This is a genomic window from Saccharopolyspora sp. NPDC000995 (assembly GCF_053599315.1).
Genome location: NZ_JBSFLZ010000008.1, coordinates 72,851 through 92,306 on the forward strand (window position 1 = coordinate 72,851; position 19,456 = coordinate 92,306).

The 19,456-nt window shown below is 68.9% G+C and carries 20 protein-coding genes and 1 tRNA gene; 12 read left to right on the forward strand and 9 right to left on the reverse strand.

Translation table 11 applies throughout. The features are described from left to right. Positions 1-3 precede the first annotated feature (3 nt). Positions 4-75: transfer RNA gene (locus ACWDKQ_RS04955), tRNA-Gly, on the reverse strand. Positions 76-292: 217 nt separating this feature from the next. Here ACWDKQ_RS04955 and ACWDKQ_RS04960 point away from each other — a divergent pair. The 3 genes from ACWDKQ_RS04960 (at position 293) to ACWDKQ_RS04970 (ending at position 1,974) form a co-directional block, all read left to right on the forward strand. Further along, positions 293-1,246: a hypothetical protein gene (locus ACWDKQ_RS04960; RefSeq protein WP_450137440.1), complete on the forward strand. Its 954-nt coding sequence runs from the start codon at positions 293-295 to the stop codon at positions 1,244-1,246. Positions 1,247-1,541: 295 nt separating this feature from the next. Next, the gene (locus tag ACWDKQ_RS04965; RefSeq protein WP_450137441.1) at positions 1,542-1,667 is read left to right on the forward strand and encodes a hypothetical protein; all 126 of its coding nucleotides are present in this window, start codon (positions 1,542-1,544) and stop codon (positions 1,665-1,667) included. A gap of 139 nt (positions 1,668-1,806) precedes the next feature. After that, positions 1,807-1,974, forward strand: coding sequence for a hypothetical protein (locus ACWDKQ_RS04970; RefSeq protein WP_450137442.1), 168 nt, complete (start codon positions 1,807-1,809; stop codon positions 1,972-1,974). A 327-nt stretch (positions 1,975-2,301) separates the two neighbouring features. On the opposite strand, the gene ACWDKQ_RS04975 is transcribed toward ACWDKQ_RS04970, so the two are convergent. The 5 genes from ACWDKQ_RS04975 to ACWDKQ_RS04995 all read right to left on the reverse strand — a co-directional run bounded on the left by ACWDKQ_RS04975 (position 2,302) and on the right by ACWDKQ_RS04995 (position 7,816). Then, positions 2,302-3,861 (reverse strand): hydantoinase B/oxoprolinase family protein, encoded by a 1,560-nt coding sequence (locus ACWDKQ_RS04975; RefSeq protein WP_450137443.1) that lies wholly within the window; start codon positions 3,859-3,861, stop codon positions 2,302-2,304. Further along, entirely contained in the window at positions 3,858-5,810 is a 1,953-nt protein-coding gene (locus tag ACWDKQ_RS04980; RefSeq protein ID WP_450137444.1) for a hydantoinase/oxoprolinase family protein, read from the reverse strand. Before ACWDKQ_RS04980 ends, ACWDKQ_RS04975 begins: the two co-directional genes overlap by 4 nt. Before the next feature lie 229 nt (positions 5,811-6,039). After that, positions 6,040-6,408, reverse strand: a complete 369-nt coding sequence (locus ACWDKQ_RS04985; protein ID WP_450137445.1) for a DUF4180 domain-containing protein — start codon at positions 6,406-6,408, stop codon at positions 6,040-6,042. Beyond that, positions 6,401-6,853, reverse strand: a complete 453-nt coding sequence (locus ACWDKQ_RS04990; protein ID WP_450137446.1) for a helix-turn-helix domain-containing protein — start codon at positions 6,851-6,853, stop codon at positions 6,401-6,403. The genes ACWDKQ_RS04985 and ACWDKQ_RS04990 overlap by 8 nt, the downstream gene beginning before the upstream one ends. A gap of 258 nt (positions 6,854-7,111) precedes the next feature. Continuing rightward, on the reverse strand, positions 7,112-7,816 hold the full coding sequence (locus tag ACWDKQ_RS04995) for a GNAT family N-acetyltransferase (protein ID WP_450137447.1): 705 nt from the start codon (positions 7,814-7,816) through the stop codon (positions 7,112-7,114). Between the two features lie 258 nt (positions 7,817-8,074). Between ACWDKQ_RS04995 and ACWDKQ_RS05000 the strand changes: the two genes are divergently transcribed. Both ACWDKQ_RS05000 and ACWDKQ_RS05005 read left to right on the forward strand, forming a co-directional pair. After that, positions 8,075-8,464, forward strand: coding sequence for a VOC family protein (locus tag ACWDKQ_RS05000; RefSeq protein ID WP_450137448.1), 390 nt, complete (start codon positions 8,075-8,077; stop codon positions 8,462-8,464). A gap of 141 nt (positions 8,465-8,605) precedes the next feature. Continuing rightward, positions 8,606-8,902, forward strand: a complete 297-nt coding sequence (locus tag ACWDKQ_RS05005; protein ID WP_450137449.1) for a hypothetical protein — start codon at positions 8,606-8,608, stop codon at positions 8,900-8,902. Positions 8,903-9,378: 476 nt separating this feature from the next. Here the strand turns inward: ACWDKQ_RS05005 and ACWDKQ_RS05010 are convergent, their stop codons facing one another. Continuing rightward, positions 9,379-10,359 carry a sugar-binding transcriptional regulator gene (locus tag ACWDKQ_RS05010; protein WP_450137450.1) on the reverse strand — a complete coding sequence of 327 codons (981 nt, stop codon included), beginning with the start codon at positions 10,357-10,359 and terminating at the stop codon, positions 9,379-9,381. A gap of 128 nt (positions 10,360-10,487) precedes the next feature. Between ACWDKQ_RS05010 and ACWDKQ_RS05015 the strand changes: the two genes are divergently transcribed. Genes ACWDKQ_RS05015 through ACWDKQ_RS05030 form a run of 4 tightly spaced genes read left to right on the forward strand, consistent with a single transcriptional unit; the run spans position 10,488 to position 14,578 of the window. Beyond that, positions 10,488-11,489: a zinc-dependent alcohol dehydrogenase family protein gene (locus tag ACWDKQ_RS05015; RefSeq protein WP_450137451.1), complete on the forward strand. Its 1,002-nt coding sequence runs from the start codon at positions 10,488-10,490 to the stop codon at positions 11,487-11,489. After that, complete coding sequence (locus tag ACWDKQ_RS05020; protein WP_450137452.1) at positions 11,482-12,831, forward strand: ABC transporter substrate-binding protein; 1,350 nt, start codon at positions 11,482-11,484, stop codon at positions 12,829-12,831. The genes ACWDKQ_RS05015 and ACWDKQ_RS05020 overlap by 8 nt, the downstream gene beginning before the upstream one ends. Further along, a complete protein-coding gene (locus ACWDKQ_RS05025) occupies positions 12,828-13,757 on the forward strand; it encodes a carbohydrate ABC transporter permease (RefSeq protein WP_450137453.1) in 930 nt (309 codons plus the stop codon). Before ACWDKQ_RS05020 ends, ACWDKQ_RS05025 begins: the two co-directional genes overlap by 4 nt. Then, positions 13,754-14,578 carry a carbohydrate ABC transporter permease gene (locus ACWDKQ_RS05030; RefSeq protein ID WP_450137454.1) on the forward strand — a complete coding sequence of 275 codons (825 nt, stop codon included), beginning with the start codon at positions 13,754-13,756 and terminating at the stop codon, positions 14,576-14,578. Before ACWDKQ_RS05025 ends, ACWDKQ_RS05030 begins: the two co-directional genes overlap by 4 nt. A gap of 90 nt (positions 14,579-14,668) precedes the next feature. Here the strand turns inward: ACWDKQ_RS05030 and ACWDKQ_RS05035 are convergent, their stop codons facing one another. After that, positions 14,669-15,859: a cytochrome P450 family protein gene (locus ACWDKQ_RS05035; protein WP_450137455.1), complete on the reverse strand. Its 1,191-nt coding sequence runs from the start codon at positions 15,857-15,859 to the stop codon at positions 14,669-14,671. Between the two features lie 115 nt (positions 15,860-15,974). On the opposite strand from ACWDKQ_RS05035, the gene ACWDKQ_RS05040 reads away from it, so the two are divergent. The 3 genes from ACWDKQ_RS05040 to ACWDKQ_RS05050 all read left to right on the forward strand — a co-directional run bounded on the left by ACWDKQ_RS05040 (position 15,975) and on the right by ACWDKQ_RS05050 (position 18,443). Beyond that, the gene (locus tag ACWDKQ_RS05040; protein ID WP_450137456.1) at positions 15,975-17,036 is read left to right on the forward strand and encodes a TetR/AcrR family transcriptional regulator; all 1,062 of its coding nucleotides are present in this window, start codon (positions 15,975-15,977) and stop codon (positions 17,034-17,036) included. Positions 17,037-17,176: 140 nt separating this feature from the next. Further along, positions 17,177-17,599 carry an FHA domain-containing protein gene (locus ACWDKQ_RS05045; RefSeq protein WP_450137457.1) on the forward strand — a complete coding sequence of 141 codons (423 nt, stop codon included), beginning with the start codon at positions 17,177-17,179 and terminating at the stop codon, positions 17,597-17,599. Between the two features lie 199 nt (positions 17,600-17,798). After that, positions 17,799-18,443, forward strand: coding sequence for a response regulator (locus tag ACWDKQ_RS05050; RefSeq protein ID WP_450137458.1), 645 nt, complete (start codon positions 17,799-17,801; stop codon positions 18,441-18,443). 6 nt (positions 18,444-18,449) lie between these two features. Here the strand turns inward: ACWDKQ_RS05050 and ACWDKQ_RS05055 are convergent, their stop codons facing one another. Further along, a complete protein-coding gene (locus tag ACWDKQ_RS05055) occupies positions 18,450-19,454 on the reverse strand; it encodes an Acg family FMN-binding oxidoreductase (protein WP_450137459.1) in 1,005 nt (334 codons plus the stop codon). Positions 19,455-19,456: the final 2 nt, after the last annotated feature.

Sequence of the window (19,456 nt, forward strand, 5' to 3'; positions counted from 1 at the left end):
TCGACATGGAGGCGGGATTCGAACCCGCGCCCTCCCGGTTGGAAGCCAGGTGCTCTACCTCTGAGCTACTCCACGAGAACGCCAAGATGCTAGCAATCGAGCCATCCCGCCGAAAACCTAATTTTCGACCAACAGGGCACGGGAGCGAAACATACCCCCACTGTGGACAGTCTGGCGGCGTCCGTGCTCTACCTTTGCGGTAATGAAGTTCATCGTTGTGCGGACTTTTCACGTCATGGCGTCACCTGCGTCGAAAACTCGACCGGGCGCGAGGCCGGGACGCCTTCGCGCAATGCCGGACGCACCCGAAGCGCTCAACCTCGAGCCGCCGGTCAAGGCGGACGCCCGGAACCCGACGGGCGGCCGGGCCAAGAACGCGGTTCACGTCGCGCGCACCGTGCCGGCGTGGCACGTTGATCCCGTGGAGTTGCAGGACCTGATCCGTGAGCTGTACGCGGCCGCCCCCGCTGAATTCGTCCCAGCCCGCGACCGGCACGCGGCGGTGGCGGCCGAACGCGGCGACCAAGAGCTCGCAACCCAGCTCAAGAAGCTGCGCAAACCCACTGCGGCGGCCTGGGCGGTCAACCTCCTCGCCGCGCAGGACCCCCGAAATGTGGCAGCGTTTCTGGAGCTGGGCGAGAAGCTGCGAACGGCGCAGCGCGAACTGCGCGGCGACGACCTGCGTACCCTGGCCGCGGACCGCACCCGCCTCTTGCGCGAGCTCACCGGCAGAGCCGCGGAACTCGTCGAGCAGCACGGCCACCGGATCACCGAACCAGCCCGCCAACAAGTCGAGCAAACCCTGACGGCAGCCCTCTCCGACCCCGAAGCCGGGCGCGCGGTGCAAGCTGGAACCCTCGTCAAACCCCTCGAATACAGCGGGTTCGGCCTCGACGAACTCGCCGTCGCGGCCATCCGCCGCACCGCCGCCAGTCCCAAGCCCAAGCGCAAGGCGGAGCCGCGTGAGGCAAAGCGCAGCGCCGAGCTGCGCGAGCTTCGAAAGCAGCTGCGACACGCCGACGAGCAACTCGACGAAGCCGCCGACTCCCTGGAGCTCGCCGAGCGCGACGAGCGCGAGGCCGAGCAACGCTGCGAGGAGCTGCGCGACGAGCTCGCTCGAGTGGAAGGCGAGCTGCGCGAGCTCCGTCGCAAAGCGAAAACGGCGCGTCAACGCCGCGAGCGCGCCCAGCACGACCGCAACGCGCTAGCGGAGCGGCTGCGCGGCGCGGAAGCGCGGGAGCGCTGAGCACGCGGTATCCGCGAAGCATCGCGCGCAAGGCGCCTAACTGCGGTGGGTTGCTGATCGGCGGGCTGTGCACCATCCCGGTCGCGCTCACCCGAGCACCACGCTGGCGCTGGCCTACACCTCGGCGTCGCAGTTCTTCATGAACTGGGCGAGTTCCGGCGCCGTCGCTGGTGACCACGGTGGGCAGCGAGCGCATCGCCGTGTCGCTGGACAGCCTGCAGAACTTCGGCGTCTACTTCGGCGGCGCCTTCGCCCCCCTGACCATCAGGGTCATCGTGGACGAAACGGGTTCTTCGTGATCGCCCTGCTGGCCGCCAGCGGGATCGCGATCGTCGCCGCGCTCGGCTACGGGTTCCTGGTGGGCGAACCAATCGGGATCCCCGGGTCCGCGGTCCAATTCGCCCCTTCCCCGAAGGACTGATCGCAGTTGTCTAGCCATCGCAGCGATGCCTTCGCCGGAAAGTCGGTGCTCGTGGTCGGCGGCACCAGCGGGATCGCAGCTGTGGTCGCCAACGCCTTCGGCCGCCACGGCGGCGAAGTCCGCGGGACCGGAGTGGGCGGTGCCGGAACTCGACGACGCGATCGAGGCATTCGATTCGGACATGACCCGCCCGGATGATCTGAAGACCATTGTGGACGGTTTGTGCCGGTTGGACGTGCTGGTGAACTGCGAGGGCATGATTCGCCGGGGTGCCGAGCTGAGCCGGAAACGTCCGCGCGGGTCGTAGACGTCAACCTCGCCGGCACCATGGGGGCCTGCGCGGCGGCCCGCGAGTTGCTTGCCAGGGCCGACGGCTGCATCAATCAACGCCGCCTCGATGCTCAGCTACTTCGGTTGCGCTGGTGCCGGGCTACTCGGCCAGCAAGGGCGGCGTGGTGCAGCTGGCCAAGTCCTGGCGACCGGCTACGCGCCGTGTCGTCAACCACTGGCAGTGCGGAGTTGTCCGGGATGTGGAAGCCTCCGGCCGCTGGGGTCGGAGGCTCCGCCGGACCGGGAAGTTCGGAAGCTCCACGTGCCAGCGCGGGGCGCCCGGTCGACACCCCCAGGGTAGCGCTCAGCGGCCGTCTCCGGGAGCTCCCCAGCCGCCGCCACCTGGGGTTTGGATGCGGATCCGGTCGCCTCGGCGCAGCGGCCAGGTGCCCTTGGCCGACAGGTTCTCCTCGGTGCCGTCCGGCCGGATCAGGACGTTTCGGCCAACCTCGCCGGGCTCTCCGCCCCGGGCTCCCGGCGGGGCGTGCTCGCGGCGTTCCGACTGGATGGTGAGCGTGCAGTCGGCGAGGGCTTCGATCTCGCGCACCAGGCCGTCACCGCCGGGGTGCCGACCCGCGCCGCCGGAGGACGGGCGGAGCTCATAGCGCCACACCCGCAGCGGGTAGTCCAGCTCCACGGCCTCTGCCGGGGTGTTCTGGGTGTTGGTCATGCCCGTGTGCACCCCGGACATGCCCGGGCGCGCGGGGGTGCCGCCCTCACCGCCGCCGAGCGTCTCGTAATAGCTGAATGCCGGGTCGCTGCCGCCGATGAGTTGGTTGTTCATGGTGCCCTGGCTTGCCGCCGGGACCCGGTCGGGGATCGCCTTGGCGAAGGCGCCGAGGAGCACGTCCACGATGCGCTGGCTGGTCTCCACGTTGCCCGCTGCGGTCGGGGCCGGGAAAGTCGGGTTGACCACCGTGCCCTCCGGCGCTTCGACGCGCAGCGCCCGGTAGCAGCCGGCGTTGGGCGGGGCGTCGGGGTCGGTGAGCATCCGGAGCACGAACATCGACGCAGACAGCGTCACCGCGAACACCGCGTTGCAGTTGACCGGGATCTGCTCGGCGGTGCCGTCGAAGTCCACCGCCACCTCGTCGCCGGACACCGTCACTGCCGCGCGGATCGGGACCCCGTCGCCGATCTCGAGCACGTCCTCGTTGCGGTAGCACCCGTCGGGGATGTCGCGGATCGCCGCGCGCACCCGGCGATCGGAGTAGTCGCACACCGCCGCCATCGCCTCGCGCAGCCGCTGCGCTCCCATCCGTTCGGCGAGCTCGCGCATCCGCACCACGCCGACGTGGTTCGCCGCGAACTGGGCGCGCAGGTCGCCGCGGCGCTCCTCGGGGGTTCGCGAGTTCGCCGCGATCAACCGGACGACGTCTTCCCGTTCGCCGTCGGCATCGGCGATGCGGATCGGCGGGATGCGGACTCCTTCCATCGCGATCTCGGTTGCGGATGCCGGCATGGAGCCCGGCGCGGCACCGCCGACGTCGGCGTGGTGGGCGCGGTTGGCCACGTACCCGAGCGGTTGGTCGTCGTATCCGACGGCGGCGACGATCGTCAGGTCCGGCAGGTGGGTACCGCCCAGGTAGGGGTCGTTCACGCAGACCTGCTGGCCCGGTTCGAGCTGCCCGCAGGTGTCCAGCACGGCGCGGACGCTGGCTGGCATCGCGCCCAGGTGCACCGGGATGTGCTCGGCCTGCGCGACCATCTCGCCGTCGGCGTCGAACACCGCGGCCGAGCAGTCGGCGCGTTCCTTGATGTTGGGGGAGTAGGCCGCGCGGCGCAGCGCCACGCCCATCTCGTCGGCGATGCCGGCCAGGGCGTGACGGAACACCTCCAGCTCGACGGCGGTCAGCTCGGTCATGTCAGCCGCACCACCAAGTTCCCCGATTCGTCCACTGTAGCCAGTTCGTCGTCGGTGAGCAGCGTCGTGGTGTCGGGCTGCTCGATCAGCGCCGGTCCGGCGACCTCGTCGCCCGGCCGCAGCTTGGCCCGGGACACGATTCGCGCCCGCACCGCCCGGTCGCCGATGCCGATCTCGCGGTCCGGTTTGCGCTCCGGCTCGCCCTGGTCCCAGTCCTGCGGCGGCTCCGCGAGAACCGGCTCGCCCTGCGCGATGACCCGAAGTGTGACCACCTCGACCCGTTCGTCCCGCATCTCGTACCCGTACGACTCGCGGTGCGCGGTGTGCAGCAGCTCGCTGAGCTCCGCTTGCTCGGTGACGTCGATCCGCAGCTCGTGCGACTGGCCCGCATAGCGCATGTCGGCCACTTTGGACAGCGAGATCTCCGTTGTCACGCCTTGCTTCTCCAGCTCCCGGTGCGCTTCGGTGGACAGCTCCGACCACGCTTGCGACAGGTCTTCGCTGGCATCCACCAGCACGGTGCGCGACGCCTCGAAACGCGGCGGAGCCAGCAGCAGGCCGAGCGCGCTGAGCACGCCGGGCGCGGGCGGCACCACCACGGCGGGGCAACCGAGCTCCCGAGCCAGCGCCGTCGCGTGCAGCGGGCCGGCGCCACCGTAGGCGACCAGGGCCAGCCCGGCCGGATCGATGCCCCGTTCGGTGCTGACCTTGCGCAACGCCCGCGCCATCGTCGCCCGGACGACCGACAGCACCCCGGCGGCCGATTCCGGCAGCGCATCCAGCGCCCGGTGCGCTGCATCGGCGTCCAGCCGCAGGCCGCCGCCGAGCTCGCGAGCCGGGTCGAGGTGCCCCAGCGCGCAATGCGCATCGGTCACCGTGGGCTGCTCGCCGCCGAGGCCGTAGCAGGCAGGGCCCGGGTCGGCACCGGCGGAATGCGGGCCGACCCGCAGCGCGCCGCCGGTGTCCACCCAGGCGATCGACCCGCCACCGGCCCCCACGGTGTGGATGCCGACGGCCGGGGTCCGGAACGGCAGCCCGGCGATCTCCGACGACGTCGACACGTCCGGGTAGCCCTCGCGGATCAGGCACACGTCGGTGGACGTGCCGCCCATGTCGAAGGCGATGGCGTCGGCGAACCCGGCCGAGCGCGCGACCGCCCCGGCGGCCACCACGCCGGCGGCCGGGCCGGAGAGCAGCGTGTGCACCGGGGCCGTTGCGGCGAAGTCCACTCCGGCGGTGCCGCCGCTGGAGGTCATCACCGTGATCGTCGGATCGGGCAGGCGGGTGGTCAGGTTGGACAGGTAACGGCGCATCACCGGCTCGATGGCCGCGTTGAGCGCGCAGGTGGACGCGCGCTCGAACTCGCGGAACTCCGGCAGCAGCGCGCTGGACCGGGTGATGGGCACGCCGACGTCGGCCAGCGCCGAGCACAGCCGCCGCTCGTGATCGTCGCGGACGTAGGAGAACAGCAGGCTCACCGCGATCGACTCGGGTTCGAGGCGGGCGACCGCTTGCACCACCCGCTCGATCTCGGCGTCGGTGAGCTCGACGATCGCCTCGCCCCGCGGGCTCAGCCGCTCCGCGACGGTGACCACCCGCTCGCGCGGCACCAGCGGTTCGGGCTTGGTCGCGGACAGGTCGTAGAGGGCGGGGCGGTTCTGCCTGGCGATCTGCAGGACGTCGGTGAAGCCGTCGGTGGTGACGAAGGCGGTGCGCGCGATCTTGCGCTCCAGCACGGCGTTGGTGGCGGTGGTGCTGCCGTGCGGGAGCAGCCGCAGCACGCCGCCGGGCAGGCTCTCGGCGACGCCGCGCTGCACCCCTTCGGCCTGGTTCGCCGGAGTGGTGGGCACCTTCACGGCCTTCGGCCGGTGACCGGTGGCGTGCACGACGACATCGGTGAACGTGCCTCCGACGTCCACCCCTGCACACGCCCCGGCCTGTCCAGACATCACAGTCACCTGCGGTCAATCATCCCGCATAGTCACCGGTCGGGCAGCAGCACTGCGGGCTTGCCGGACCGGGCGAAGAGAGCACTTGGCCCCTCGCTGTCGGGTCACGGGGTGCGGCGCCAGCCGGAAGGCGGCGGATTCGACCGTCCAGCTCATTCGGTCCTCGTGGGTCCTCGTCCCGCAGGGTGATTTCCCCGGCGGGGATGGGGATCATGTCGGGGTTCACCGCTTAGGCGGCGTCGCGCAGCCTGGCGTCGAGCGCGTCGAGGTCGGGGACGAACCAAACGTGCCCGGACTTGTTCGACTCGTGGACGAGGGCCCGCAAGGCCGAGCTGGCCGCCAGGTGCCGGGAGATGTCGCCGACGACTATGAGGCGCACCCGGTAGTTGACGAACTTCTGCATGACCTCGCCGGCGAAGCGGGTGCCCAGGGTGAAGAAGCGTTCGTCGAGCCGGCTGGCAGGCACCGCGACCACCTCGGCGCCGGCGTAGGACGCGCCGATCAGGTCCAGGGCGTCCTGCGTGGTGGTCACCGGCGGCCCGGCCGGGTCGCACACCAACACCTGCACCCCGGCGCGCTCCTCAATCGCGTCAGGCACCGCCGCCCTCCCCGGAGAGCAGGCCGTTGTCGCCGTCGAGGACGGCTTCGATCAGCTGCAAGACCTCGGCGGTGGCTCCTGCGCCGCCGAGAACCACGAACTTCATGCGGTTGCGCTCCTCGTCGTGGACCGTCTGGATGCGCAGCGGGTGCGCGGGGTCGCTGGCGGAGTTCGCGCCGGCCAGCACGAGAGTGCTCAGCCGGTTGGCCGCGGTCCGGTCGACGCCGTCGATCTGCACGATGCTCGACACCTCGACAGGTGCGGCACCGGCCGATGGCGGCTGCGGCATCCCGGTCAGCTCCTCCAGGTCGGTGCGGGCGATCCGGTACTGCTTGCCGATCCGCACCGCCTTGAGCCGTCCGGAGCGGATGTAGCCGCGCACGGTGCGAACATGCAGGCCGAGTCGGTTGGCGACCTGTTCAACCGAGTACATTTCATCACTCATCGTTCTCCACCATAGTCTGGATGGGGAGTGATGGGGAAGTTTATCGCGCACCATTACCAGGGCGTAAAGCCCGACGACGCGCCGAGCAGGAACCACGCTCGCGCAGGACAGCGACAAACTTAGACAGCGCCTGGTCTCGCGCGTATGACGGCTTCGAGGAGGCCCTGGCCAGCCGACGCCCGAGAACTCGTGGCGGTACGAGCTCCGCAGGTGCGCTAAAGCGGCTGCCGCTTCAAGGCGGAGACCAAACGGCGGCCTCTACCGCAACCCGAAGGACTCACGGGTCTCCGGCACCCGAACGGCGGAGAAGGTCAGCCGGTATCGCAGCCGGAAGCCCAGCGACTCGTAGAGGCGGATGGCGTTGGTGTTTGACGCGGTCGTGTGCAGGAACGGCTTCTCGCCCCGCGCCCGGATACCGGCGGCAACGGCGAGCACGAGCCGGGTGGCCAGGCCCTGCCCGCGGAATGCCGGATCGGTGCAGACCGCGCTGATCTCCGTCCACCCCGGTGGGTGCAACCGCTCGCCGGCCATCGCGATGAGCGCGTCTCCGCGCCGGATCCCCAGGTACCGGCCGATCTCGAGGATGCGCGGCAGGAACGGCCCGGGCTTGGTGCGCTTGACGAGGTCGAGCATCTCCGGCACGTCAGCGGCCGTGAGCCGCACCGCCTCGGCGTCCTCGGCGTCGGCAACGCCGTCGTCGACCAGTTGCACGCCGGGAAGCTGCTCCAAGACTTCCCAGCCGGGAGGGGGTGTTCGCCGGCGACCGGAGAAGGCGACGACCGCCCCCGGCCCGGCCAATTCTGCGACGTCCCGCCAGACGTCCTCGTCGAACTCGTCCGGGATGGCCAGGAACGGCGCCACGTCGACCGGGTAGCGCAACACCCGGCCGTGCTTCTCGGCGTACCGGGCGTGCGGGCCGGTAAGCGAAGCCCACGCGGGATTGTCGAGCAGCGGAAATGTCATTGGCGACGCACCTCGTCCGTCCAGAACCTCATGTCCTCCACCTTTTCGCGCGATGCCACGCATGAAGTGTCCGCACCGCCGGTATTCCGATATCACCAGGTGTATTCGGATATCACCAGGTGGGATCCGGTTGCGGACGGCGCGGACGTCGACACAACCGGCTTGACGCGTCGAATGCGTCCGTGATCTGATCCGGGCAGCGTCGCGTGCCGGTGGCGGACAGCGTCAGGTATGGAGGCGTGGGCTCGAAGGGTCTTCATGACCACTCTTTTCAATCACACCATCGTCGCCGCGCGCGATAAGCAGGAATCGGCATCCTTGTTCACGGAGGTGTTCGACCTCCCACCGGCGGAGCCCAGCGGCCCCTTCCTCACGGTCAACCTGGATGCGGGAGTGACGCTCCAGTTCGCCGAGCCGGGCATCGAATTCCCGCCGCAGCACTACGCATTCCTCGTCACCGAGGAAGACTTCGACGGCATCTACGCCCGGATCCAAGCGGCAGGGCTCGACCACTGGGCGGATCCGCACGGAAAGCTGCCCCAGCAATACAACACCAACCACGGGGGCCGGGGCGTCTACTTCCTGGACCCGTCGGGTCACTACCTGGAAGCGATAACCCAACCCTACGGAGCAGATCTGAAGAAATGACCGAAGTGGACGGTCAATAGCAGTGTGGTGCCCGCCCGCTCGTCGCACCGGGCGGGCACCGCGCCTGCGGGACGAGCCTGTTCCCGCACTGGTGGTGACTGATACCGTCGGGGGAGTTTCGGGCGGAGGGACTGGTTCGCGATGGGCGACAGGCATCCCGAGGTTCCGCCCGACGGTGAACGCGATCAACGCTTGTTGATCAGCGAGCAGCGGCAGCGCGATCTGCTTTCCCAACTCGTCGAGATCGAGCACGACATCCACCAGGCCACCCTCGATGCGGTTGAGGACGACGCCGCCAGCCGCGCCGCCGTCGAGGCGCATCTCGCCGAAATCACCGAGTTGACCCGGCAAGCCCGACGTTTCGTCCGCAACGCGGTTACCGTCGAAGAGCGCATCGCCCACCTCGACTTCGACATCGACGACCGGCCGCAGCGTTGACTTTCTGCCCGTAGAACAGGCGAAAACCTCGGGTCACGGACGGAGCCGCAGCAGCTGCAGTATGAGCTGGCTGACAGTGAGTTGCGCTGTCCACAGCGTTTCGGCGGGGGCCCGCAAGTGTGGAATTGCTCAACAACATTGCTCTACAATCAGTTAAGAAATTCACGAGAATGCTTCGAGTGGGCTGTAGTGGCACCCAAACGGCCGGATGCAGGTAGTAGCCCCGCCTACGTTTAGTAACCTCGCCGCTTTGCTCGATTCCCGCGCCGTCAACCCTCAAGGAGTGGCCGGCCCGTGACCAGCTCGGACGACGAACCATGGTGCTCTCCGCCGGATTCATCGCCGCCCTCGACGCGTGGAAGGAAATCTGGTTCCGTGCGGCTGTGCGCAGCTGCCGGGGGGATTGTGGCGGAGATTCGGATTCGGCGGACAGAGAATAGAGTCGTTTCCCGAAACGGGAAACGGGCGCTCTTCGGCTACTCGGGTGGGTGTCGGGTGGCCAGTTGCAGGATTCGGTCGGCTGCTGCGGCGTCGGTGATGAGGGTGGTGACGATGCCGGAGCGGAGGACCGCGTCGATCGCTTCGGCTTTCGGTTCGGTGTAGCCCAGGGCGATCACTTCCGGGACTCGGCGGAGTTGGTCGTGGGTGATCGCCAGCACGTGGTGGGCCAGGCCCGTTGACAGGGCGTTGCCGTTCTCGTCGAACAGGCGGGCCGCGATCTCCGCCGTTGCTCCTCGTCGGCCGATCGAGTCCCGTTCGCTCGGGGTCAGTGCGTCGTAGACCGTTGATTCGCCCGGTTGCCACGCGCCGATGCTCACCACCGCTTTGGTCAGGTGTTGGAACTGATCGAAGGTTTCCGCGATGCCCGGTTGCTTTCGCAGGATGTCGGTGGTGCGGCGGTCCGGCAGCACCAGCGGGCCGTAGATCGGGTAGGCGTCGCCGCCACCGACGGCCGCGACCCGGCCCACCGTCTCCACCGACCGGTCGCGCATGTCCATGCCCGCCTGAACTCCGCACAGTTGCACGATTGGGCACTTCGGGAGCGACTTGACGGCCTCGGCCATGGCGTTCACCGAACGCGCCCAGGCCAGGCCGATGACGTCCTCCGGGGCCGCGATCTCGGTCAGCAGCTCCGCCGCCAGCGCGCCGATCCGGCGCCGCAACTCCGGCCGGTCGGCGTTGCTCTGCGCTCGATTGAGCACCAGTACGCGGCGGAGTCCGTAGGCCGCGCGTACCTCGTCCGACAGCGGCAGGTCCACCGGCACCGGAAGATCGAACTCGATGCGTACGAGGCCGGATTCCTGCGCTGAGCTAAGGATCCGTGCCACCTTGAAGCGGCTGATGCCGAACTCCTCCGCGATCTCCAGCTTCGAGCGGCCCTGGGCGTAGAACCGGTGCGCGATCGAGGCAGCGGTGAAGGTGTCGATCGGGCGGGATCTCTGCCCTTTGATGCTCATGTGAGCACAATACCGCGAAATCTGGACGAAAGGTTGACGTAACTTGACATGAAGTCCTTGAATGCACCGCATGTTGCGGGATGACCGCAACGAGACGCGCTCGTTTGAGCAGACCTGAATGGAGTGTCATGCGCGCCGCGATCATCGATCAACCCGGTTCGATCAGGGTGGGCGACGTGCCAGATCCGACGGCCGGGGACCGGCAGTTGGTGCTCAAGGTCGGTGCAACCGGGATCTGCGGCACCGACCTGCACATCGCCGACGGCCACTTCCCGCCCACGCCTTACCCGATCGTGCCCGGGCACGAGTTCTCCGGCGAGGTCGTCGAGATCGGCGCGGACACGCCGGGGGACTGGAAGATCGGTGACCGCGTCGCGGTGGACCCGTCGCTGTTCTGCGGCTACTGCACCCCGTGCCGGTCGGGCCACGGCAACCTCTGCGTGAACTGGAACGCCACCGGTGACACCGTGGACGGCGCCTTCGCCGAGTACGTCGCTGTCCCGGCGTCCACCTGCTACCGGATGCCCGATGACATGACCTGGCAGCAGGGCGCGCTGGTCGAACCGGTGTCGTGCGCGGTGCACGGCGTCCGGCAGATCGGCGTCGAAGCGGGCGAACGGTTCCTCGTGGTGGGAGCGGGCACGATGGGGCTGCTGATGCAGCAGTTGCTCCAGCGCGGTGGCGCGCACGTCACGGTGGTCGACCGCAACGAGGCGCGGCTGGGCCGGGCAGCTCGGCTCGGCGCGGTCCGGGTGGGCACCGACGTCGCCGAACTCGACGAGCGGTTCGACGCCGCGGTCGACTGCACGGGTGCCGCGCCCGCGATCGAGGCGGCCTTCGACTCGCTGCGACGCGGTGGCCGGCTGCTGGTGTTCGGCGTCGCCCCTGCCGAGGCCCGGGTGTCGCTGTCGCCGTTTCGCATCTACAACGACGAGATCAAGATCGTTGGTTCGATGGCCGTGCTGAACAGTTACGGCGCGGCGCTCGACCTGGTGGCCTCGGGCGCGATCGATACCGGCTCGCTGCTCACCGACATCCTGCCGCTGGAGGAGTTCCCCGCGGCCCTCGACCTGATGCGCAGCGGCGCCGGCCTAAAGGTCCAGGTGCTGCCGGGAGGCGTTGATGCATAGCCGTATAAGAAAGGTCGCGCTGCTGGCCGTGGCCTCGCTGCTCATGCTCACCGGCTGCGCCGGGGCAGGGGCGCTGGGCTCCGGCGGGCGGACGCTGGTCATCGCGATCGTGTCGAACCCGCAGATGGAAGACGCGATCGCGCTGTCGGACCAGTTCGAGCGCGACAACCCGGGAATCAAGCTGAAGTTCGTGCAGCTGCCCGAAAACCAGGCGCGTGCCAAGATCACCGCGTCCACCGCCACCGAGGGCGGCGAGTTCGACGTCGTGATGATCAGCAACTACGAAACCCCGCAGTGGGCGGCCAACGGCTGGCTGGAGAACCTTCAGCCCTACATCGAGAAGAGCCAGGGCTACGACCCGGGCGACTTCATCCCGAGCATTCGGGATTCACTGTCGTACCAGGGGTCGATGTACGCGGTGCCGTTCTACGGCGAGTCGTCGTTCCTGGCCTACCGCAAGGACTTGTTCGAGCAGGCCGGGCTGACCATGCCGGAACACCCGACCTGGCGGCAGATCGCGGACTTCGCGGCGAAGCTCGACAACAAGGCCGCGGGCGTGGCCGGCATCTGCCTGCGCGGCAAGCCCGGCTGGGGCGAGAGCCTGGCGCCGTTTAGCACCGTCGCCAACACCTTCGGCGCGCGCTGGTTCGACGAGAACTGGAACGCCCAGCTGACCTCGCCGGAATTCCGCTCCGCCGCCGAGTTCTACGTGGACCTGGTGCGGCAGCACGGCGAGGTCGGCGCGTCCGGCGCGGGCTTCTCCGAGTGCGGCACGCGGTACGGCCAGGGACAGGCGGCGATGTGGTACGACGCCACGGTCATGGCCGGCACCAACGAGGACCCGGAGAGCAGCAAGATCGTCGGCAAGTCCGGCTACGTTGCGGCCCCGGTCGAGCACACCGGCAGCAGCGGCTGGCTCTACACCTGGTCGCTGGCCATGCCGAAGGTCGCCGAGGACAAGGACGCCGCCTGGCGGTTCATGCGCTGGATGACCGACAAGGAGTTTGTGCGCAACGTCGGCAACACCTTCGGCTGGAACCGGGTTCCACCCGGCTGCCGCCTGTCGACGTACCAGGTCCCGGAGTACCAGCAGGCCGCGCAAGCCTACGCACAGCCCACGCTGGACGGGATCGACCGCGCCCAGCAGCGCAACGCCATGTTGCGGCCGGTGCCCTACCCGGGGATCCAGTTCGTCGGCATCCCGGAGTTCCAGGATCTCGGCACGCGGGTCAGCCAACAGCTCTCCGCTGCCATCGCTGGGCAGATCACGGTCGACGAGGCGCTCCAGCAGTCGCAGGAGTACGCCGAATCGGTCGGCGCTGCATACCGGGAGACCCGATGACCCAGACCGCCACGAAACCCGCCACGACACCCGTCCCGATCCGTAAGCCGGTCGGCAAGTGGTCCGGCGCGGCGTGGCTGCGGCGCGCCCCGCTGCTGCCCGCCCTGCTGTTCACGATCCTGGTCACGCAGATCCCGTTCCTGCTCACCGTGTTCTACTCGTTCCAGTCCTGGAACCTGGTGCGTCCTGGTTCCCGCCACTTCGTCGGCTTGCGCAACTACTTGGACGTGTTCGCCGACAGCCAGTTCCGGGGCGCGATGCTTAACACCGTGCTGCTGACCGTGGTCTGCGTGCTGGTGGCGATGCTGCTCGGCCTTGGGCTGGCGTTGCTCCTGGACCGGAAGTTCCTCGGCCGCGGCGTGGTCCGCACGCTGCTCATCACGCCGTTTTTGATCCTCCCGGCGGCCGGGGCGCTGCTGTGGAAGACGACGATGTTCGACCCGACCTACGGCCTGCTGAACTTCGTGTTCGGCAGCGACATCGACTGGCTGTCGGAGTTCCCGCTGGCCTCGGTCATGGCGCAGATCGTCTGGCAGTGGACGCCGTTCATGATGCTGCTGATCCTTGCGGGCCTGCAGGCTCAGTCCAAGGAGGTGCTCGAAGCCGCCGCGGTCGACGGAGCGGGCCGGTGGCGCACCTTCGCGTCGATCACCCTGCCACAGCTGAGCCGGTACCTGCAGCTGGCGGTCCTGCTAGGGGCGATCTACATCGTCAACAGCTTCGACGCGATCTTCCTTATGACGCAGGGCGGTCCGGGCACCGCCAGCACGAACCTGCCCTATTACATCTACCAGCGGGCCTTCGAGGGCTTCGACATCGGGCAGTCCTCGGCGATGGGCGTCATCGTCGTGGCGCTGACCTTGATCGTGGCGACTTTCGCGCTGCGGCTGATGTTCCGGACCTTCGGCGTGAGCGAGGTGCGATGATGCGTACCGGAAACCCCGTCGGCCAGTGGGCGCTGACCGCGTTCACCTGGCTGGTCGCGATCCTGTTCGTCTTTCCGCTGCTGTGGATGGTGCTCACAGCCTTCAAGCAGGAAGCCGACGCCTACACCGACCCGCCGCGCCTGGTGTTCACCCCGACGCTGGATCAGTTCGCGGGCATCCTGGAACGCGGTTTCCTGCCGTACCTGGGCAATTCCGCGTTCGTCACGGTGGTGTCGACGCTGCTGGTGCTGCTCATGGCGGTCCCGGCGGCGTACGCGCTGTCGATCTCGGCGGTGCCGGGCACCCGCGACGCGCTCGGGTTCTTCCTGTCCACCAAGATGTTGCCGATCGTCGCGGCGATCATCCCGCTGTACGTGATCTCGCAGAACCTGAAGCTGTTGGACAACGTCTGGGCGCTGGTGATCCTCTACACGGCGATGAACCTGCCGCTGGCGATCTGGATGATGCGCTCGTTCTTCCTGGAAGTGCCCAAGGAGATGGTGGAAGCCGGCCGGGTCGACGGAGCGAACCTGCCGACCCTGCTGTTCAAGGTCATCCTGCCGGTGGTGGCCCCGGGAATCGCGGCCACGGCGCTGATCTGTGTCATCTTCTCCTGGACGGAGTTTTTCTACGCGGTGAACCTGACGGCGGCGCAGGCGGGCACGGTCCCGGTGTTTCTGGTCGGCTTCATCACCAGCGAGGGCCTGTACTGGGCGCAGCTATCGGCGGCGGCCCTGCTGGCCTCGCTACCGGTGATGATCATCGGCTGGTTCGCCCAGAACCACCTGGTCCGAGGCCTGTCCATGGGCGCGGTGAAGTAACTCGGCCGGCAGCGGGCCCGGATTCGTACCGAATCGGGATGAATCCGGGCCATCGGATATCGGCACGCTAGGGCCGGTCGTTGTGCGGATTCAGACGGTCACGGGCAGGGTTTTCAGGCGCCGGGTGCCTGGGTCGGGAAGGTGTTGTGCGCCCTCGGGCGTTGGCTCCAGGTTCGGGAATCGGCTCAACAGGGCGGAAAGCGCTACCTCGGTTTGGGTTCGGGCCAGTGCGGCCCCGAGGCAGAAGTGCGCGCCGTGCGCGAAGCCAAGGTGTGGGGGCCCGGCGGGACGGTTGACGTCGAGCCGGTCGGCTTCGGGGAACACCCGCGGGTCGTGGTTCGCCGACGCGATCACGACCGTCACCGGCTGGCCCTTGCCGATCCACGTGCCGGAGATCTCGACGTCCTCGCGCGCGAAGCGCGGGATCGTCAGCAGTTGCGGGCCGCACCAGCGCATCAGCTCTTCCACCGCGCGCGGCATGAGGTCGGGGTCCGCGCGCAGCGCGGCGACCTGGTCGGGGTGGGAGAGCAGGGCGTGGACGGCGTTGGCGATGAGGTTCGTCGGTGTCTGGCCCGCCAGGACGACGTTCCAGATCAGGGCGACCAGTTCTGCGTCGCTGAGCCGGTCGCCGTCTTCGTCCTGGACTCGGATCAGTTGCGAGATCAGGTCGTCGCCGGGCTCGGCCCGCCGCGCCGCGACCGCCGCCCTCGCACCCGCGATGATGCCGGGGATCGACTCGGCGAGCCCCGGACCGTAACCGGCGGCGACGTGGGCGCCGTACTCCAGCCACTTCGGCCGGTCCGATTCGGGGATGCCGACCAGTTCGCAGATCACGGCCATCGGCAGCGGTCGGGCGAAGTGCCGCAGCAGGTCCACTTCGCCGCCGTCGGGCAGTTCGTCCAGCAGCGCCTCGACGATCGTTTCGATGCGCGGTCGGAACTCGGCGGCTCGGCGGGCGGTGAACGCGGGCGCGACCAGCCTGCGCAGCCGGGTGTGCTCCGGCCCCTCCATCTCCTGCATGGTCCGCATGTAGGGCTGGCAGTCCTCGGGCACCTCGGGCCGCATGGCGAAGCTGTCGCCGGTGAGTTCCAAACGGGCGTCGGTCAGCGCCGCCTTGGCGTCGTGATAGCGAAGAACGGCCCACATCGGGTTGAGACCGGGAACCAGCAGCCGTGCCAGCGGCGAACGTTCCCGGGCGCGCCCATAGACCGCGAAAGGGTCGCCGAGCACCTCGGGCGTCGTCAGGTCGATCTCGGAAACCGTCACATCCTGGCTGGTCACGCGACCTCCCAAAGTCAGATGTTCAATTCAGATGTTCTCATCATCTGAGTGGGTGACGGTATCTTGGCTCGAGTTGGATGGCAACCGGCGCAGGTCCGCGCTTTGGGGGAGGACGATGGCTCGGCTCAGCAGGGCGGAAACCCAGGAACGCAACCGCGGCAAGGTGCTCGCCGCGGCCCGGGACGAGTTCGCCGAGCTCGGCTTCCGCGAAGCCAAGATCGACGCCATCGCCGAGCGTGCCGAGCTCACCCGCGGCGCGGTCTACTCCAACTTCCCCGGCAAGCGGGCCCTATACTTCGCGGTCCTGGCCGACCTGGCCGAGCGTGCGCCCGCGCCGCTGCACCCGTCGTCGGGCCGCAACGCCCATGACGCGCTTGGCGCGCTCGCCCGCGCATGGGTCGCGCGCCTGCCCGACGGGCGGCCCCTCGGCGCGGAGTTGATGCCGGAGATCCTGGCCGACGAGCGGGTGCAGCGCCCCTTCGCGCAGCTGATGAAGCTGGATGCGCTCCTGCTCGCGCTCGCGTTGGAACGGTTGCAGCCCCCGGAACTTCCGCCGGGAGCGCCACCCGCCCGTCTGGTGCGGCTGGCGGAGACCGTGCTCACGACGCTGCACGGCGCGAGCCAAATGGCCGCCGCCGCACCGGGTTTCGTCGAACCGTTCGACATCATCAGCGCCTGCGAGCGACTGTCCGGGTTGGCGCTCAACGACTTCTGGGCGCCGCCACCGATCGTCCCTCCGCCGCAACCGACCGACGAGCCGTGGTCCCCACCGGAAGCGATCGACCTCGTGCGCGGCGCATCCGCGCGGTTGACCGGGGACGGCGTGGTGGCGGTGCTCGGGCTGCACCGGCTTTCCGCCGCCGAGGAAGCGGTTCGCGCCGGGGCAGCGGTCACCATCGCCCTGGTGACCAGCGATCCCGGCGAGTTCGCGCCGCTGGCGCGGCTGGCCATTGCCGAACTGTGCGGCTGCCTGCGCCAGGCATTCCCGGCTTCGTCGTTGCCCCGCCTGCAGGTCGTGTGCGACGCGCCGGGTGCCCTCGCCGCGGCGGCAGGGGTGTCAGCAGTCAGCGACGCCACCGAAACCGCGGTGCGCATCGAGGCGAACCGGATCGTCGCCCGCGCCGACGGCCGTGGCGCCTGCCACGCCGTGGCACACGCACTCGTGCACCACGAGTAATTCCAGCCCGAGGACTTTCGAAAAGTGAGGACCAAGGTCCTGGCCATTCGCTTCCGGGCTTCGGCATTCTGGTTTCAGCCGCCGCATTTGGATCGCGCAGCCCGCAGCGGCATTTTCGTTTGTTGGTAAGGAGAACGATGATGAACCAGACCCGGATCGACGCGTCCGCACCGAACGGAACCCAGTTGGACGAGCCGACCCGGCCTTGGGCGGTGCCCGCCGCAGCGGTGCAGCCGGTTCCGGCGCCGCGTGCGTCCGAGGAGGCCAGCGGCCGTGCGAGGCTCGTAATCAACCGTGGGCCCGATGCCGGCACTGGGTTCGCGATCAGTACCCCGCGAACCACGATCGGGCGCGGCCGCGAATGCGACATCGTCGTGGACGACATCACCGTCTCGCGCGAGCACGCCGAGCTGCGCCGTCGGGACGGCCGGTTCGTTCTCGTGGACGGCGGCTCGCTCAACGGCACCTACCTGAACCGGATGCCGGTGGAGTACGCCGAGCTGACCGACGGTGACGAGATCTGGGTCGGCAAGGCCCGCTTCACCTTCCGCACCGACGCCTGAGCCTCCGGGCAGAGCCGGACGATTTCTCGCGAAATCGCCCGCGCCCCGGTCCAAACGCGTGGAGGTGGTGATTTCGCGCGGTCGCCCAGGACGCCGAGTGCGAACCCATGCGCCACTTGCGCAACAGCGGTTCAGTATCGACTCGAACCGGTGGGAAGCGGCTCGTAGCCTGAAGCTCGTGGATGGCACCCGGTCCGAAGTGACGAAGGTGTTCCTTGTCGACGACCACGAGGTGGTGCGGGTCGGGCTGGCCGACCTGCTCGGCGCCGAGCCCGACTTCGAAGTGATCGGCGAGGCCGCCACGGCCCGCGAGGCGGAGGCCCGCATCCCCGCCCTGCGGCCGGACGTGGTCGTGCTGGACGTGCGGCTGCCCGACGGCAACGGCATCGAGCTCTGCCGCGAGTTGCGTTCCCGGCTGCCCGGGCTCAACTGCCTGATGCTCACGTCGTTCCCGGATGAGCAGGCCACGCTGGACGCGATGCTGGCCGGTGCGGCGGGATACGTGATCAAGAACATCAAGGGAATGGAGCTGGCGTCGGCGGTGCGCACCGTCGGATCGGGCAGGCCGCTGCTCGGCGAACAGGCCACCGCGGATCTGATGAACCGGCTGCGGGCGAAGCTGGACAAGTCCACGGAGCTGCCCGAGCTGACAGCTCAGGAACGAGTCCTGCTGGACCTCATCCGCCAAGGCCTGACCAACCGGCAGATCGCCGACCGCATGTACCTGGCGGAGAAGACGGTCAAGAACTACGTGTCCCGCCTGCTGTCGAAGCTGGGGCTGCAACGCCGAACGCAGGCGGCGGTCCTGGCCACCCAGCTGCACCACCGGCCGAAAGGCACCTGACCGCGCTCAGGCGCGGGGGATGGGCTCGCCGCTGACCACTTCGTGCAAGGGGCGGCGCGGCGTCGCCGGTACCGGAGATCCGTAGCCGATGCGCAACACCGCTTGCGGCCACAACCCGCCACCGATGAGCGAGCGAAGTTCCTTGCGGGTGCTGGGAACCTCGACCACCTGGGAGAGGAACGAGCTCGACAGCCCGGCGGCGGTGGCGGCCAGCAGCACGCGTTGCATCGCCATCCCGGCGTGCAGCTGCGCCAGCACGCCGTCCTGGAACGAGCCGAGGACGCAGATCAGAGGCTCGGGCTCGAAGTCCTTGCCCATGACCCGAGCCTCCGCCTGACCGCTGCTGTAGTCGCGCAGCACCCATTCGTCCTGCGGCTCCGGCCGTGGACCGCTGCTGCGCGCGGGCACCCCGTCGGGCGAGCTGGAGTCGCGGCCCGTCCAATGTTGCAGCTCCGCCATGAACTTCGCGTCGGAGATCTGCGCCTCGTGCGCCTGCTGGGTTAGCGCCTGCACCTTCGGCAGCTGGTTCCGCTCGGGGATGGCCAGCCACGCCCGCTCCACTTCCGCCGCTTGTCGCAGCTGGCCGTGCAGCGACGGCGGGACCGAGTCGGGCAGGAACGGCTTGCGGTTTGTTCGACGCCGGGGGATCGCCGCCGCCAGTTCGACATCGGTGGGCGTCGGCGGGCGCCGCCGGACGGGGCGGACGATCGCGAGCAGATCCGGCGAGCAGTGCCCGGGCAGCACACGCACATCCGGCTGCACGCCGAGCACCCGTATCGCCAGCCGCAGGTTTAACAGCGCCGCACCGCAGGCGAGCACGAGCTCCCGGTGCTCCGGATCCGCCACCTGCACGGCGTGGGACCGGTCCGCGTACAACGCGATGCCATCTGGTGTGCAGTGAAACCGCCAGGGCTGACTGTTGTACAACGACGGCGCGGCGGTGGCCTTGAGTAGTGCAGCCCAGGTCTGGTCAGCCGTCAGGTACCCCACTGCGCCGATGGGCGTGTTCATCG